Genomic DNA, 14,980 nt, shown 5'->3' with positions numbered 1-14,980 from the left:
ACACGAAAAGGCCCCCCGCCCGGGCGCGGGGGCGTTGCCCTGGGGGGGCCGCCAGGGACTCGAACCCCGGACCCGCTGATTAAGAGTCAGCTGCTCTAACCAACTGAGCTAGCGGCGCCTGCTGACGTCGTAGACCTTAGCACCCGGATCGGCGCGAAGAAAAATCGATCGTGCGCAGGCGTTCGCGGAGGTCAGGCCAGGCGGCCGAGGGCGGTGCGCGCCGCCGTGCGGGCCGCGCGGACGCACGCCCACAGCAGCACGTCGGGGCCCGGCAGCCATGGGTGGCGGGTGTCGGGCGCGACCACCCAGCGCGGACCTGACCGGGCGCCGGGGGTGAGCGCCGGTACGGTCACGGCGTCGCCCGCGCCGTGGCAGAGCAGCGGCGGCGGCGCCGCGGCCCGCCCGTCGGGCCCCCGGCGTCCCCACTCCTCCCAGGCGAGCAGCGACGGCAGCCGCTGCGCGGTGCCGGGCGCCGCGAACAGCAGGGTGCGGCCCCGGTGCGCGGCGACCGGCCCCGAGCCGGGGCCGTCGCACCACAGCCGGTTGAGCATGCGGCGCCCGAACATCGAGGGCGCGCTCACCACGTCGAAGGCCGAGCCGCAGGGCAGCACGCCGGGGGCGGCCGGGCGGGCGGCCCACAGGGACAGGGTGGAGCGGGGGTAGGGGCCCGCGGAGGCGAGCCAGTCCGCCCCGGCCGGGGTCACCTGGGCGGTCTCGTGGCGGTCCTCGTCGTGGAAGAGGCCGAAGATGTCGGTGCGTCGCTCCTCGTCGCTCGCTCCGGGGCTCAGTGGCTGTACCGGGGATTCATCTCGTAGCCATGCACTCATGGCAGACAGATCTACCCGGAGTAACGATTCGGTTCCCCAGAGTTCACGAAAATCGGGACAGGGCGCCGCAGAGGGGCGTAACCTGCCCCACCCGGCATATGCCATGGACCCGGTTCGCGGGGTCACCACCCCGGCTGTACGTCCCCGGCCACCGCCCCGGCCGGCCGGGTCACTGCCCCGGCTGTACGTCCCCGGCCAGCAGGCCCCTGCCGAACTCGACCATCTTCTTCGCGTAGTCCTCGGTCCACTCCGCGCGCTCGGCGATGGCCGCCGTCGTCAGCCGGTCGAAGCGGCGCGGGTCGGCGAGCTGCGCCGCCGCGACCGCCTGGAACTCCACCGCCCGGTCCGTCGCGGCCCGGAACGCCAAGGTCAGCTCGGTCGCCCTGGCGAGCAGCTCGGCGGGGTCCTCGATCGATTCGAGCGCGAAGAAGTGCTCGGGGTCGGCGGCCGCCTCGGACGGCTCGAAGAGCAACGGCGCGGGGCGCAGCCGCCGCTCGCTCCGCTCGGGATCCGCCATGTGTCTCCTCCTGCTCGTGCGTGTACCGGGCCCTCGGGCCACGATCCATTGTCCCGCCCGCCGCAAGGGGGCCTCGGGCCCCGGCGGGAACGGGACGCCGGGCCGGCGGCACGGACCCCCGGGCGGCGGTACGGAACGGGCCCGGCGCCGCTGTCGGTGCCGGTCGGCATAATCCGGCCATGACCCTTACCGCGCGACAGCTTCTGCTGTCCACCCTGGACCGTCAGTTCCTGCTCGAACGCCGCCGTATCGAGGTGGCCGAGGCGGTACGCCGGATCTGCGCCGTGCAGGCACAGACACCGGCGTCGCCGTACCTGGCCCTGTGGAACCGCGTCCAGGACTTCGCCCCCGGGGATCTCGACGCGGCGTTCGCGGACCGCCGGGTCGTGAAGGCGACCCTCCTGCGGGGCACGCTGCACGCCGTCCACGCGGAGGACTACGCGCCGTACCACGCCGTCATGGAGAGCACCCTGCGCGCGGCCCGCCTCCACGACCGCCGCTTCACCTCGACGGGGCTGACCCTGGAGGACGCCGACGCGCTCCTGCCGGAGCTGGCCGCCTTCCTGGCGCGGCCGCGTACCGGCGCCGAGGTGGAGCGGGAGGTCACGGGGCGGTTCGGCGCGCACGCGCACCTCATGTGGTGGGCGCTGCGGACGTACGCGCCGATACACCACGCGCCGACCGGCGGCCCCTGGTCGTTCACGCAGCGCAACGCCTATCTCGCCTCGCCCCCGGCGCCCGGGGACGGGCCGCCGGACGCGGCGGCGGGGGCGGTGCGGCTGATCCTCGCCCACCTGCGGGCGTTCGGGCCCGCCTCCGCGCGGGACATCGCCCGGTTCACCCTGCTGGGACGCCAGGTGATCACGCGGGCGCTGAAGGAGCTGGAGGACCGGGTGGTGCCGGTCGCGGGGCCCGGCCGCGCCGCCCTGTTCGACGTGGCGGGGGCGACCGTGCCCGCCGAGGACACCCCGGTGCCGCCGCGGCTGCTGCCGATGTGGGACAGCACGCTGCTGGCCCACGCCCTCCCCGGGCGGCTCATGCCCCCGGAGTACCGGCCGCTGGTCGTCCGGCGCAACGGCGACATGCTGCCCTGTCTGCTCGTCGACGGGCAGGTCGCCGGGGTGTGGCGCGCGACCGCCGGCGGGCTGGAGCTGACCGCCTTCCGCACCCTCGGCAAGGACGCGTGGCGCGGGCTGACCGAGGAGGCGCGGAAGCTGTCCGTGTTTCTCGCCGACCGCGATCCGGCCGTCTACGGGCGTTACGGGCACTGGTGGGACAAGGGGTTCCCCGGTGTCGAGACCCGGATCGTCAAGGACTGAGGGCCCACCGGCCCCGCCCGGCCCGCCGGTAGGGTCCGCCCGCCGGTAGGGTCCGGGCGGCTCCGCCGGTCTCAGGGGCGCCACGGGACGCGGTGGTTCGACCACTGCGCCCACGTCGACTGCATGGCCTCCCAGCCGTCCGGGAACTTCACCGTCACCCCGAGCTGCACCGGCTCGGTGGACGGGTGTTCGTCCAGCAGCTCCGCGACGCCCGCCCGGCAGACCACGATGCACGCGTGCCGGTGCCGGGAGGCCAGGACGCAGAGCCGGCCCGTCTCCAGATGGAAGGCGGTGGCGTCGGGGCGGCCCGAGAGCGGGTGCAGGACGACCGTGACGTCGAACTCGCGCCCCTGGAGCCGGTTCGCCGTGTCCACCGCGACACCGCTCACCCCCAGCTCCGCCAGGGCCGCGCGGATCGCCGCCGCCTGGTCGCGGTGGGCCGTGCCGACCGCGATCCGGTCCGCCGTCACCGGCACCGGGCCGGGAGCGCGCTCGCTCGTGGCCGCCGCGCCCCGGTCGAGCAGCCTGCGCACCACCAGCGCCACGGCCCGCACCGCCTCGGGATCCGTACGGGGCGTGCGCCGCGCGGGCAGCTCCAGCAGCCCCCACCCCGACGCGGCGGCCTCGTCCAGCACCCGGTCGGGCCCCGATCCGTCCGACGCGACGCCGAACGCGAGCCGCCGGTCGCCGTGGTCCGTACCGCTGCGGAACGGGGTGTACGGGTAGAACGCGTTCGAGACCAGCGGCGCCGCCGAGGCGGGCAGCCGCCACGAGACGGGCAGCCGGTGCTGCGGCAGCTCGGGGTTGTGCGCCAGGAGCGTGGAGACGGCGCTCGCCGACGGGTCGTACGAGAGCCCCGCCCACTGGTCCGCGCCCACCACGCTGAACGGGTCGAGCTGGCCGGGGTCCCCGACGAACAGCGCGTGCTCGAAGAGCCCGGCCACGGCGAGCAGCGCGTCCGAACGCATCTGGTACGCCTCGTCCACGATGGCGTGCCGCCAGGGCTCGACACCCTGGACGTGCGCCCACTTCGCGGCCGTCGAGATGACGATGTCGAGACCGGCCAGATCGGCGGCCTTCGCGGACTTCCGTACGTTCTCCAGCCCGTCCAGCGTCTTGTCGTACGGGTCGGGGTCGTTGCTGTGCAGCCGGCCGACGGGCAGCTCGGGGTCCTTCTCGGCGAGGCGCCCGACCAGATCGTCCACCTGCGCGTTCGTCTGCGCGACGACCATCAGCGGGCGCCCCGCCGCGGCCAGTTCCAGAGCGGCCCGCACCACGAGCGTCGACTTGCCCGCGCCGGGCGGGGAGTCGACGACGACACCGCGGTGCGCGCCGTGCAGCGTGTCGCGCAGGATCGCGTCGGTGGCCCGGGTCGCGGCGGCGCCCGGGTCCAGGACGGTGGGCTGGTTCATCGACGGCGCTCCGGGGATCGGGTACGGAACCGGCTACGGGGTCGGGGGCGGGGTCGGGGCCAAAGCGGGAGACGGGGGCGGCGGGGGCTCACAGGAAGTCCTCCTCGGTCACCGGATCCGGCACCGGGAGCGCGCCGTCGAGCGTCGCCTCCGGGCCCGCCGGGGGGCCGCCGTGGGTCCACGGCGTGTGCTCCGGGTCCGGCAGCTTGGGGCCGCCGCGCTGGTCGTGCTCGAAGAGCGTCCACACGATCCGGTCGCCCTTGGCCGGTACGGAGCCCGGCGCGGGCTCCTTGCTCCGGCCCATACGGTCGGTCAGCCGCACCACCAGCACGCCGCCGCCGTCCTCCGCCGGACCCGACGCCGCGTCGCCGTCCTCCGGCGGCGCGGACTCCTCGTACCGGACGAACTCCGCCGTCTGCGGTTTGCCGTCCAGCGAGCGGAAGACCTTCACCCCCGCGCCCAGATGCGGGCGGTCGTCGGTGCGGAGGGTGACCAGCGGGCGCGGGCTCGGCCGTTTGCTCTCGCTGTACGCCATCTCCACCTCCGTCACCTCCCCGAGGAACGCCTCCCCGGAGAGCCGCCGCCCCGCCAGCACCAGCGGATCGTCCAGGGCCTCCTGCGCCTCCAGCTGTCCCTGGGCCGTCTCCCGCGAGGCGAGCTTCTGGGCGGCCGTCACCGCGTCGTCCCGGCGCGGCTGCGGCGGCTCCCCGGCACGCACCCGGTCGCGGTGGCCGGTGAAGGACCAGCGGTCCCGGGTCCAGCGGTCGCCGACGCGCTCGCCCTCCGGCAGGGCGCGCAACAGGTCCAGACCGTGCCAGACCGCGTCCCACGTGGGCCGCAGCACCGACTCCAGCAGGACCCGGATCCGCCGCTCCGCCGCCGTCAGCCGGGCCAACTGCTCCTCGGCGTCCGGCCCGTCCTCCGCCGCCGCAAGCGCGGCGCGCGCCCGGTCGTACGCCTCGATCGCGGGCGCCAGCAGCGTGTTGTCGAACGCCGGGTCCGTCGCCGGGCCGGCCGGCGGGCAGACCAACTGCCCCTCGCCGTCCCGCGCCAGCTCCGCCCGGAGCGCCGCCTCCGCGCCCGGGGCGCCGTCCGGCGGATCGAGCCAGGCGAGCAGCGCGCCCAGGTGCTGGTCCTCCAGGTTGGACTGGCCCGTCGCCCAGTGACGGTTCAGCAGATCGGTCGTCGCGAGCAGCAGCGAGGAGCCGGGAACGCGGGCCCGCTCGCCGTAGTGCGTCAGCCAGCGGCCGAGCAGCGGCACCCGCGGCGGCGCCGGGTAGGGCGCGTCCGGGTCGTCCTCCGCCGTCCGCCGGAACCGCATGGACCGGCCCAGCAGCCGGACGAAGTCGACACCGGGCCGGTTCGGCACGATCACCTGCGGCGCGTCCACGCACAGCTCGACCTCGACCTTGACCCGCTTCCCGGTCTCCGGGTCCGTCTCGTTCCGCTCGGCCGGCTCGATCACGTCCGCGTACCCGTCCAGGTACGGCAGGACCGTCTCGGCCAGCTCGCCGAGGAACGCGAACCGCAGATCCCGGTCGCGCGGCTGTGCCACCGTCAGCAGCCGGGGCGCGTCCCGGTCCGTCCCCACGAGCGCGCCGAGCGGCGCGCCCGCCTCGCCCGCCGTGGTGAGCGGGACGAGCACGAGCGGCCGCTCGGAGATCCGGCGGTGCCGCACGGTCGTCAGCGGCTGGGCCCGCCCGCTCTCCGTGGCCTCCAGTCGTGCGAGCGTACTGATCAGCGACATACGGCCTCCTCGGCGCGCGCGCCGGCCGCGCGGCGCCGCCCCTCCGCCAGGGCCTCCGCGCGCAGCGCCGCCGCCCGCCGGAGCGTCGCGACCGTCGGGTCCGCCGGATCGCCCGCCTCCCCGCGCGCCGCCGCCAGCACGGCGGGAACCGTCGTCAGACCGCCCAGCTCCCCGCGTACCCCACGGCCCAGCGCCTCCACCGCGCCGTCCGCGCGCGCCGCCGAGCGGCAGTGGAAGGCCAGCTCGCAGGCGGCCAGGCAGTCGGGCGCGTACGCGGCGGAGACCGCTTCGACGGCGGTCGTCAGCTCCGCGCCCGAGCAGCGCTCCACGTCGAAGGTGGTGCCCTCGGGAAGCGCCTCGGCGATCTCCTCGATCCGGGTGAGCCGGGCGAGCTGGCGGCGCGTCACCGAGAGCTGTTTGCGTACGTCGACCACGGACGCGGTCGGCAGGTTCGAGAAGTCCTTGGGGCAGACCAGCAGCACCCGGTGGCCCACCTCGGCGCCCTCGGTGACCTTCGCGACCCGTTCCAGCGCGAGCGCGTACACCGCCGCCTGCCGGGCCGCCGCGCCGACCTTGGCGGCGTCCGCCGAACCGTCGATCATCGGGAAGGACTTGATCTCCACGACCGTCCACCGCCCGTCGGGCCGCACCACCACCGCGTCCGGCTCCAGATAGGCGGGGGAGCCCGCGACCTCCAGCGCCAGCAGCGGATGGTCCAGCAGCGCCCACCCCGCCGCCTCCGTCGCCTCACGCAGCGCCAGCGCCGTACGCGCCACGCGGCCCTCGGGGCCGGCCGCCGACAGGTCCGGTACGAAGACCTCGCCCGCGCCCGGCGGCGCCGCGCCGCCGAGGCGCTCCGCGACCAGCCGCATCAGCTCCGTACCGCCGTCGGCCTTGACCTTCGCCTCGAAGGCGTTGCCGCGCATGAACGCGAACTGCGACTGCCCGAACGGTGCGGGCGAGCCCAGCGCCGTCGCGAGCGCGGCCTTGTCGACGCCCGCGCCGTCGAGCAGCGCACGGCGCCGGCAGCCGGGGTTGGCCGCGAGGGCGGCCAGCGCACGGGCGTCGAGCGGATGCGGCGCGACCGTGGGGCCGCGCAGCTCAGCGAGCCGTCGCCGGAGTGTCGTCTGCGGAGGAGTTGCTGGTGCTGCTGCGGGTCCGCTGCCCAGGGAATCGCTCACCCGCCGAAGTCTCGCATCCACCGCTGACAATCGGGGCCGGGCGGGCCGAAAGGGCCGGGGGCGACGCCGGGGACAGGGCGGTCGGCCGGGACGGCGGCGGCTGGTGGGGAGCGGTGCCCGGGGTCAGCAGGGCCCGTGCGCGCTCCACGGCGCGCGTCGCGGGGCCGGTCAGCAGCGCGCCCGCGCCCATCACGGCGGCGCCCGCGACCGCGTCCAGGAAGTAGTGGTTGGCGGTGCCCATCACCACCACGGTGATCAGCAGCGGATAGGCGAGCCCCAGCCACCGCACCAGCGGGGTGCGCGCGTGCTTCCACAGCAGCACCCCGCACCACAGCGCCCACCCCACGTGGAGGCTCGGCATCGCCGCGTACTGGTTGGTCATCCCGCCCAGTCCGCGCGGCGCGCTGGCCTCCGTGCCCCACCAGCCGTACGCGCTGTACTGCGCCATGGTGTCGACGAAGCCGTACCCCGCGTCCAGCAGCCGGGGCGGGCAGGTGGGCAGGAGCGTGAAGCCGACCAGCCCGAGGAGGGTGGAGACCATCAGCCAGGTGCGGGCGGCCCGGTAGCGGGCCGGGCGGCGGCGGAAGAGCCAGACGAGGACCGCCGGGGTCACGAGGTAGTGCAGCGAGGCGTAGACGAAGTCGGCGGGTATCCCGATCGCCGGGGTGCTGGTGAAGAGGCGGTTGAGGGGGTGTTCGGCGTTGAGGAGGAGCGCCTTCTCCACCCGGAGGATCGCCAGCCCGTGGTCGACCGCCGTCGACACGTCGCCGCGCGCCAGCAGCCGGCCCGCCGAGTACGCGGCGTACACCACGACGAGAAGGGCCAGTTCGGTCCACCAGCGGGGCCGGGGGCGCGGGCGGTGCGTCGCTCCGGTGTCCCCACGGGTGGCACGGGCGGCGCTGACGCTGGCGCGGTACGGCATCCGGGCGGTCTCCATCATGTTTTCATGCGGCTTTCGGCCGACGTTCAACCGTACGGTGTAGGCGCCGGCCGCCTTCGGCCGGGTGTACCCGGGAATCCGTGTTCGACAACCGCACTCCGACGCACTGTGGGACGCCGGTACGGGGCGGGAGGTTGCCCCCTGGAAGTCGCCGTTCGTTCAGGTGCGCGATGATGGAAAGGCACCAATGTGAACCTCAGGGAGCATTTCCATGGCACCGCGCATCCTGCTCGCCCGGCACGGCCAGACCGCCTGGTCGCTGTCCGGACAACACACGGGCAGGACGGATGTCCCCCTGCTCGAGGAGGGCCGCAGGGGCGCCAAGCTGCTCGGTGAACGGCTGCACCGCGAGCCCTGGTCGGGGCTGGCGGACGCGGAGATACGCACCAGCCCGCTGGCCCGCGCGAGCGAGACCTGCGCGCTGGCGGGGTTCGGGGAGCGCGCGCGCCCCTGGGACGCCCTGATGGAGTTCGACTACGGCGCGTACGAGGGGATGACCCCGGCGCAGATCAAGGCCGGCCGCCCGGAGTGGCTGATCTGGCGCGACGGTGTCCCGGACGGCGAGACCCTGGCGCAGGTCGCCGCCCGCGCGGACGAGGTCGTCGACTGGGCCCGCTCCGCCGACCGTGACGTGCTGGTCTTCGCGCACGGCCACATCCTGCGCGCCATCGGGGCCCGCTGGCTGGGCGAGGACATCTCCTTCGCGGCCCGCATCCGGCTCGACCCGACCTCGCTCTCGGTGCTGAGCTGGGCGTACGGCCTGCCCGCGCTCCAGGTCTGGAACGACACGGGCCACCTCGTGGCGTGAGCGTGAGCGGGCCGGGGCCGGGCGCGGGGGTGCGGTCCGGTCGGCTACGGGCGCGCGTCGAGCGTCGCGTGGCGCTCCAGGAAGGCGCCGACCTCGGGCAGCCGCCGGTGCGGCAGCAGCACCCGCGCCGTCGCGGCCAGCTTCGTCAGGATGCGCGACGACTGGACGTCGTCCAGCAGGTCGAGCACCTGGTGCCCGGCCGCCGCCGCCTCGTCCGGCGCCCCCGCGCGGGCCAGGTCCGTGGCCAGCTCCGCACGGTAGAGCGCGAGGTTGCGGGCGAAGTGCGGCTGCTGGAGGACCGTCGCGCGGTACGCGTGGCGCGCGGCCCGCGCCCAGTCGCCCAGCGCCGCGTGGCACAGCGCCTCCTGCGCCTCCAGCTCCGGCTCGCCGAAGAACGACATCCACTCCGGATCGGAGTCCGAAGGGCCCCGCTCGAAGTAGCCGTGGGCCTGGGACAGCGCCTGCGCGCACCCCGTACGGTCGCCGAGCCACGCCCGGCCGCCCGCCTCCCGCAGCGCGAGCAGCGACAGCAGCCGCTGCGAGGAGAGCCGCGCGGCGGCCCGCCGCCCCGCCTGCGCGGCACGTACCGCCTCCCGGTACCGGCCCGCGTCCCTGGCCAGGAACGACGTGTTGCAGAAGGCGTGCGCCTCCAGCCCGTGGTCGCCCGCGATCCGCGCCGTGGCCAGCGCCTCCGCGTAGTGCGAGCGCGCCTCGTCGAAGCGGCCGGAGTCATGGGCGAGCCAGCCCACCGAGATCGACAGCTCGCCCGCGCCCGAGTAGAGCCGGTCGGCGGTGGCGCGCCGGGTCGTCGTGCCCGCGTCGAGCAGGGTGTACGCGGCGCGCAGCGGCTGCGCGGCGCTCCGGTAGAGGCCGTCGGCGCCGTGCCGGTCGTCGAGCAGCCGGATCCGCCGTACGGCCTCCTCGACGACGTGCACCTCGGCCTCGCCGACCCGCCGGGGGGAGGGCACCGAGGCCACGGCCGTACCGCCGAGTCCGAGGGAGGCGGCCATCACCGTGGCGGGGCCGGTGGTCATGAATGCGCGACGCAGCACGTCGCTCTCCTCGCTGGTGTCGCTGGGGTGGTTCGTCGGGGCCGTGGACACGGGGGTCCAGGCCGGTACGGGTCTCCGGGCGGGAGCAGGGGCGGGGGCGGGGGAGGGGACGGCCGCCGGGCGGCGCTGGGCCGTGACCCGCGCCGCCCGGCCGCGCACGTCCTCGCGCGCCGAGAAGCCCAGGTCCCGGAGCGTCAGTCCGGGGAACATGTGCAGGAAGACCCGTTCGTACGCGTAGTTGGGGCAGCGGATCTCGCCCGCCTCCACCCGCCCGATATAACGTGCGTCGCACGCCACGTGTTCACCGATCTCCCGCGCGGCCCTGCGCACGGCGGCGGCGAACTCCCCCGGCGAGCGCTGTCCCCGCAGCCGGCGGAAGGCGAGGTTGGGAACTGCCCGGGACGACGTCATGGCCGAGCCCCTCCTGGTGCAGCCGTGTACAGCCGAATACAGCCTGAAAGACAGCCGAATCGCGACCGGGCCCCGGCCGGTGTGCGGCCGGTGGTCCCGGCAGAGCACGAACGTACCGTCCGTGACGGTGGTTATACACAGTGTTTGCCTACAAATCGGATTTCTCGCCCACGATCCGCCATGAACTGCCATCCTTTGCGGCGGCGTTTCGCCGTAGCCGTTGACACCGCGTCGCGTTGAACCTGGAGGAGACGCTCAACGTGTCTGCATTCGACGAGGAGGGCTTGCCTTGTTGGAGTGGGAGTGGAAGGTCGGTATGGAGACCAGCGGTGGCTCACGCACGACTGCTCAGCACGCGCATCACCAGGAGTCCAGCGCACGCCCCTACGGCACCGGGGAGCCCTGCGACCTGGTGACCGTCCCGGCGCGCCAGGGGCTGGAGGCGGTGGACATCCTGCGGCGCGGCGCGGCCCCGGCGGGCGCCGCTCCGGCGGGCGCCGCCCCCCGGGTGGGGCCCGTGCTGCACGACGGCTCTTGCGACACGCTCGGCTTTCTCGTGCCGCCCGGCACGGCGGCCGGCTGGGACCTGCCGGGCAGCGCCTGTACGCAGACGTACGGCCGGGGCCTGCGGATCCCCTCCGAGCCGCCGGTCACCGGGTCGGGCTGGCTGCTGCCGCCCGATGTGACGGGGCCCGTCACGGACCCGGTGGTGCTGCGGGCGGCGCTGGGGGAGGCGGCCCGGCTGATCGAGGCCGCGGACCGCTGCTCCTGACCGCCGCTCCCGGCCGCCGCTCCTGACCACTGCTCCCGCTCGCGCGCGGCCCTCCCGGGCGAGGGGAGCCACGGCCCCGGCGCCGCCCCGGGTCAACGGCCCGCCCCCGCCTCCGCGATAATGGGGGCGTGGCACGCGGCAGGCGGGACCGGGCGGACGCCGTCGTCGAGAGCGTCGACGCCGGTGTCGCCGAGCTGACCCCCGACCGCGAGCGCGCCCGCGCCTGGACGCTGCTGATCGACGGCGCCCCGCAGTCCCACGTCGACCTCGACGACCCCGCGCACCTCTCCTTCGCGTACCAGCGCAGGCTCGGCCACATCATCGATCTGGTGGCCCCCGCCGGGCGGCCCCTGCACGTCGTGCACCTCGGTGGCGGCGCCTTCACCCTCGCGCGCTACACCGCCGCGACCAGGCCCCGCTCCACCCAGCAGATCGCCGAAGTGGACGCGGCCCTCGTCCAGTTCGTACGGAAGCACCTGCCGCTGGACCCCACCGCCCGGATCCGGGTCCGCTCCACCGACGCCCGCGCCGCGCTCGCCAAGGTGCCCGACGGCTGGGCGGACCTGGTGATCGCCGATGTCTTCGGCGGGACGCGCACCCCCGCCCATCTCACCAGCGCCGAGTTCCTGACCGACGTACGGCGGGCGCTCAGGCCGGAGGGCTGGTACGCCGCGAACATCGCGGACGGCCCGCCGCTCACCCACCTCAGAGGCCAGATCGCCACCGCCGCGGGCGCGTTCGAGCGGCTGGCGCTCGCCGCCGACCCGGCCGTGCTGCGCGGACGCCGCTTCGGCAACGCCGTCCTGCTCGCCGCGGACCGCGAACTGCCCGTCGCGGAACTGACCCGCAGGGTCGCGGGCGACCCGCACCCCGGACGCGTCGAACACGGGCGCGCTCTGGCCGGCTTCAGCGGCGGGGCGGCCGTCGTGAACGACGCGGACGCGAAGGCGTCACCGCTGCCCCCGCCCGGTACGTTCACGTCCTGAAGCCGCCGGAGCCCCGAGGCCGCCCGCACCGGCCGAAGCCGCCCGCACCGGCCGAGGCCGCCCGAGCGTCGGAGCCGCCGTCTCAGCGTTTGTCGAACTCCACCTTCGGCGGATGGTCGTGCCAGGTGCAGAACACCGAGACCTCCCGGCCGTCCCGGGTGAACGTCACCCGGATCCAGTACTCCTCCGTCCACGCCTGCACCTGCCAGCCCGCGTCCGGCGTCGCGGAGACCAACTCGGCCGACTCCGCGCCCAGTTCCAGGACGACCCGGCCGCCGTCGACCGCGTAGCTCTCCACCCGGCCCCCGGAGCCGGACCCCGCCGACGCCGACGGGGACGGGGGCGGCGCCGGGACCGCCCCGGGATCCGCGCTCGCGGACGCGGACGGCGAGGCGCTCGGGCCGCCCTCCGGAGCCTCGGGCGACGGCGACGGGGACGTCGGCGCGGGCGGCGGCGGCGAGGGCTTCCGGGGCCGCCGCGTCGAGGAGTCCAGCGGCGCGCGCGAGGCGGCGGACACCCCCTCGGCGCCGTTCACCGGCAGCGGGAGCGCGCGCGGCGGGTCGTACGCCGTCCCGGCCATGACGGTGTGGACGCCCCACCAGGTCAGCGTCGTCGCCGCGCCGGTGGCGAGGAGCCAGGCGATCGTGTGTACGAGTCCTCTGCGCATCGGGGCCATAGTGCACCACGTACGTCACCGCTGTCCGCCGGTCGCCCCGGTACGGCGCCCGGCTCCGGGGACCCCTCTCCCCGCGGCTCCCCGATGGCGTACGGTGCCGCCCATGCCCAGTGTGCTCGTCGTCGAGGACGACCAGTTCGTACGCTCCGCCCTCATCAGGCACTTGACCGAGGCCTCCCACACCGTACGGAGCGTCGGCACGGCCCTGGAGGCGCTGCGTGAAGTGGCCCATTTCCGGTTCGACGTGGTCATCCTCGACCTCGGACTGCCCGACCTCGACGGCTCCGAGGCGCTGAAGATGCTGCGCGGCATCACCGACGTACCGGTGATCATCGCGACCGCGCGGGACGACGAGACCGAGATCGTCCGGCTCCTCAACGACGGTGCCGACGACTACCTGACCAAGCCGTTCTCCGTGGCGCACCTCTCGGCCAGGATCGCCGCCGTCCTGCGCCGCTCCCGCGCCGCCGGGGGCGGGGACCCCGCCCCGAACGTGCTGCGGGTGGGCGGCCTCGCCATCGATCCGCTGCGCCGCCAGGCCGAGTTGGACGGGACGCCGCTGGACCTCACGCGCCGCGAGTTCGATCTGCTGACGTTTCTCGCCGGGCGCCCCGGGGTCGTCGTACCGCGCAAGGAACTCCTCGCCGAGGTGTGGCAGCAGTCGTACGGCGACGACCAGACCATCGACGTCCATCTCTCCTGGCTGCGGCGGAAACTGGGCGAGACGGCAGCCAGGCCCCGCTATCTGCACACCCTGCGCGGCGTCGGCGTGAAACTGGAGCCGCCGGCCGGACCGCACGGGGAGTCACGCCGGTGAGATGGGCCCTGATCAAGGTCTCCCTGGCCGTCACCGTGATGGTCGTCGTCGCCTTCGCCTTCCCGCTCGGCCTGGTCATCAAGGAGATGGCCAGGGACCGCGCCTTCACCAACGCCGAGCGGCAGGCCGCCGCCATCGGCCCCACCCTCTCCATCACCACCGACCGCGCCGAACTGGAACGCGCCGTCGCCTCCACCCAGGCGGGCGCCGACGGGCGGATGGCCGTGCACGTCCCGGCCGCCGGGGAGGAGGAGGCGGCCGTGGAGATCGGCACGCGCCGGGCGGGCTCCGCGGAGCTGGAGACCGTACGGCGCACCCCGCGCGCCGCCACCGCCGAGGTCGCGGGCGGCTCCGTACTGCTCCAGCCGACCGCGCTCGGCTCGGGCCGGATCGCGATCGTCGAGATCTACGTGCCCGAGGACGAGGTCACCAACGGGGTCACCACCGCCTGGCTGGTCCTCGCGGGCGTCGGCGTCGCCCTGATCGTCGGCTCGGTCGCCGTCGCGGACCGGCTCGGCGTACGGATGGTCGAACCCGCCCGGCGGCTCGCGGGCGCCGCGCACGCCCTCGGCGAGGGGAAGCTCGGGGCGCGCGTCCCCGAGGAGGGACCGGTCGAACTCCACTCCGCGGCCGTCGCGTTCAACGCCATGGCCGACCAGGTCGTCCAGCTCCTGGCCAACGAGCGGGAACTCGCCGCGGACCTCTCGCACCGGCTCCGTACCCCGCTCACCGTGCTCCGTCTCAACGCCGCCTCGCTCGGCGAGGGCCCGGCCGCCGACCAGACCCGGGCGGCCGTCGCGCAGTTGGAACGCGAGGTCGACACGATCATCCGCACCGCCCGGGAGGCCAAGCCGCAGACGGTCGCGGCCGGACCGGCCGGTGGCTGCGACGTCTCCGAAGTGGTCCGCGAGCGGATGGACTTCTGGTCCGCGCTCGCCGAGGACGAGGACCGTACGGTACGGGTCGCCGGCATCGGCCGCCCGGTGCGCGCCCCGGTCGTACGGACCGAACTGGCCGCGGCGCTCGACGCGTTGCTCGGCAATGTCTTCCGGCACACCCCCGAGGGCACCGCCTTCTCGGTCGACGTCCACAACGGGGAGGACGCGGTGATCGTCCTCGTCTCGGACGCCGGGTCCGGGATCGCCGACCCCGAGGCGGCGCTCGCCCGCGGCAACAGCGGGGCCCGCGAGGGCTCCACCGGCCTCGGCCTCGACATCGTGCGCCGGGTCGCGGAGTCGACGGGCGGCGATGTACGGATCGGCCGTTCGGTGCTCGGCGGTACGGAGATACGCATCTGGATCGGGCTCGACGGCTGGCGCTCCCCGGACCAGGGGCGCGGCCACCGGCCGCGCGGGCGGGGGCGCGGGCGACGGCCGGGCGGGACCGGCCGGGGGCCACGGGCGTCCGAGGGCGCCGAGGTCTGAACCGGCCGTGAGGGGCGGGCGGACCGGGCCCCCCCCCCCCCCGGCCCGGCGGCCCGGCCGGTCTCGTATAAAAAAAACACAGCCCCCCACA

13 protein-coding genes, 1 tRNA gene and 1 pseudogene are annotated in these 14,980 nt (G+C 75.3%); 6 read left to right on the top strand and 9 right to left on the bottom strand.

Features of this window, described 5'->3' with window-relative positions; all coding sequences use genetic code 11:
• Positions 1-44: 44 nt before the first annotated feature.
• The 3 genes and pseudogenes from ACFXPK_RS07845 to ACFXPK_RS07835 all read right to left on the bottom strand — a co-directional run bounded on the left by ACFXPK_RS07845 (position 45) and on the right by ACFXPK_RS07835 (position 1,344).
• A tRNA-Lys gene (locus tag ACFXPK_RS07845) sits at positions 45-119 on the bottom strand.
• Positions 109-827: pseudogene (locus ACFXPK_RS07840) on the bottom strand (hypothetical protein). The gene ACFXPK_RS07845 and the pseudogene ACFXPK_RS07840 overlap by 11 nt, the downstream one beginning before the upstream one ends.
• Before the next feature lie 169 nt (positions 828-996).
• A complete protein-coding gene (locus ACFXPK_RS07835; protein WP_384994358.1) occupies positions 997-1,344 on the bottom strand; it encodes a hypothetical protein in 348 nt (115 codons plus the stop codon).
• A 179-nt stretch (positions 1,345-1,523) separates the two neighbouring features.
• Here ACFXPK_RS07835 and ACFXPK_RS07830 point away from each other — a divergent pair, with 179 nt between their 5' ends.
• Positions 1,524-2,663: a winged helix DNA-binding domain-containing protein gene (locus tag ACFXPK_RS07830; protein ID WP_385072822.1), complete on the top strand. Its 1,140-nt coding sequence runs from the start codon at positions 1,524-1,526 to the stop codon at positions 2,661-2,663.
• Positions 2,664-2,734: 71 nt separating this feature from the next.
• Here ACFXPK_RS07830 and ACFXPK_RS07825 read toward each other — a convergent pair whose 3' ends face one another.
• The 4 genes from ACFXPK_RS07825 to ACFXPK_RS07810 form a co-directional block, all read right to left on the bottom strand.
• Positions 2,735-4,075, bottom strand: a complete 1,341-nt coding sequence (locus tag ACFXPK_RS07825; protein WP_384994353.1) for an AAA domain-containing protein — start codon at positions 4,073-4,075, stop codon at positions 2,735-2,737.
• A gap of 88 nt (positions 4,076-4,163) precedes the next feature.
• Positions 4,164-5,822 carry a hypothetical protein gene (locus ACFXPK_RS07820; protein WP_385072819.1) on the bottom strand — a complete coding sequence of 553 codons (1,659 nt, stop codon included), beginning with the start codon at positions 5,820-5,822 and terminating at the stop codon, positions 4,164-4,166.
• Positions 5,813-7,003 carry a hypothetical protein gene (locus tag ACFXPK_RS07815; RefSeq protein WP_385072817.1) on the bottom strand — a complete coding sequence of 397 codons (1,191 nt, stop codon included), beginning with the start codon at positions 7,001-7,003 and terminating at the stop codon, positions 5,813-5,815. Before ACFXPK_RS07815 ends, ACFXPK_RS07820 begins: the two co-directional genes overlap by 10 nt.
• A complete protein-coding gene (locus tag ACFXPK_RS07810) occupies positions 6,924-7,940 on the bottom strand; it encodes a phosphatase PAP2 family protein (RefSeq protein ID WP_385072972.1) in 1,017 nt (338 codons plus the stop codon). The genes ACFXPK_RS07815 and ACFXPK_RS07810 overlap by 80 nt, the downstream gene beginning before the upstream one ends.
• A 214-nt stretch (positions 7,941-8,154) precedes the next feature.
• Between ACFXPK_RS07810 and ACFXPK_RS07805 the strand changes: the two genes are divergently transcribed.
• Positions 8,155-8,751: a histidine phosphatase family protein gene (locus ACFXPK_RS07805; protein ID WP_384994348.1), complete on the top strand. Its 597-nt coding sequence runs from the start codon at positions 8,155-8,157 to the stop codon at positions 8,749-8,751.
• Between the two features lie 44 nt (positions 8,752-8,795).
• Here ACFXPK_RS07805 and ACFXPK_RS07800 read toward each other — a convergent pair whose 3' ends face one another.
• The gene (locus ACFXPK_RS07800) at positions 8,796-10,214 is read right to left on the bottom strand and encodes a tetratricopeptide repeat protein (protein ID WP_385072814.1); all 1,419 of its coding nucleotides are present in this window, start codon (positions 10,212-10,214) and stop codon (positions 8,796-8,798) included.
• Positions 10,215-10,530: 316 nt separating this feature from the next.
• Here ACFXPK_RS07800 and ACFXPK_RS07795 point away from each other — a divergent pair, with 316 nt between their 5' ends.
• Together ACFXPK_RS07795 and ACFXPK_RS07790 are read left to right on the top strand one after the other, a co-directional pair.
• A complete protein-coding gene (locus ACFXPK_RS07795) occupies positions 10,531-10,986 on the top strand; it encodes a hypothetical protein (protein WP_385007314.1) in 456 nt (151 codons plus the stop codon).
• 128 nt (positions 10,987-11,114) lie between these two features.
• Positions 11,115-11,972 carry a spermidine synthase gene (locus tag ACFXPK_RS07790; RefSeq protein WP_385072812.1) on the top strand — a complete coding sequence of 286 codons (858 nt, stop codon included), beginning with the start codon at positions 11,115-11,117 and terminating at the stop codon, positions 11,970-11,972.
• 82 nt (positions 11,973-12,054) lie between these two features.
• Here the strand turns inward: ACFXPK_RS07790 and ACFXPK_RS07785 are convergent, their stop codons facing one another.
• On the bottom strand, positions 12,055-12,639 hold the full coding sequence (locus ACFXPK_RS07785) for a hypothetical protein (RefSeq protein WP_385007308.1): 585 nt from the start codon (positions 12,637-12,639) through the stop codon (positions 12,055-12,057).
• Between the two features lie 112 nt (positions 12,640-12,751).
• Here ACFXPK_RS07785 and ACFXPK_RS07780 point away from each other — a divergent pair, with 112 nt between their 5' ends.
• The gene (locus tag ACFXPK_RS07780) at positions 12,752-13,465 is read left to right on the top strand and encodes a response regulator transcription factor (protein ID WP_385007310.1); all 714 of its coding nucleotides are present in this window, start codon (positions 12,752-12,754) and stop codon (positions 13,463-13,465) included.
• Entirely contained in the window at positions 13,462-14,889 is a 1,428-nt protein-coding gene (locus ACFXPK_RS07775) for an ATP-binding protein (protein WP_385072808.1), read from the top strand. The genes ACFXPK_RS07780 and ACFXPK_RS07775 overlap by 4 nt, the downstream gene beginning before the upstream one ends.
• Positions 14,890-14,980 lie beyond the last annotated feature (91 nt).

The organism is Streptomyces sp. NPDC059142, from assembly GCF_042755665.1.
Taxonomy (GTDB): domain Bacteria; phylum Actinomycetota; class Actinomycetes; order Streptomycetales; family Streptomycetaceae; genus Streptomyces.
The sequence above is the reverse complement of the archived record's forward strand: the minus strand, read 5'-3'. Positions and strand labels throughout refer to the sequence as shown.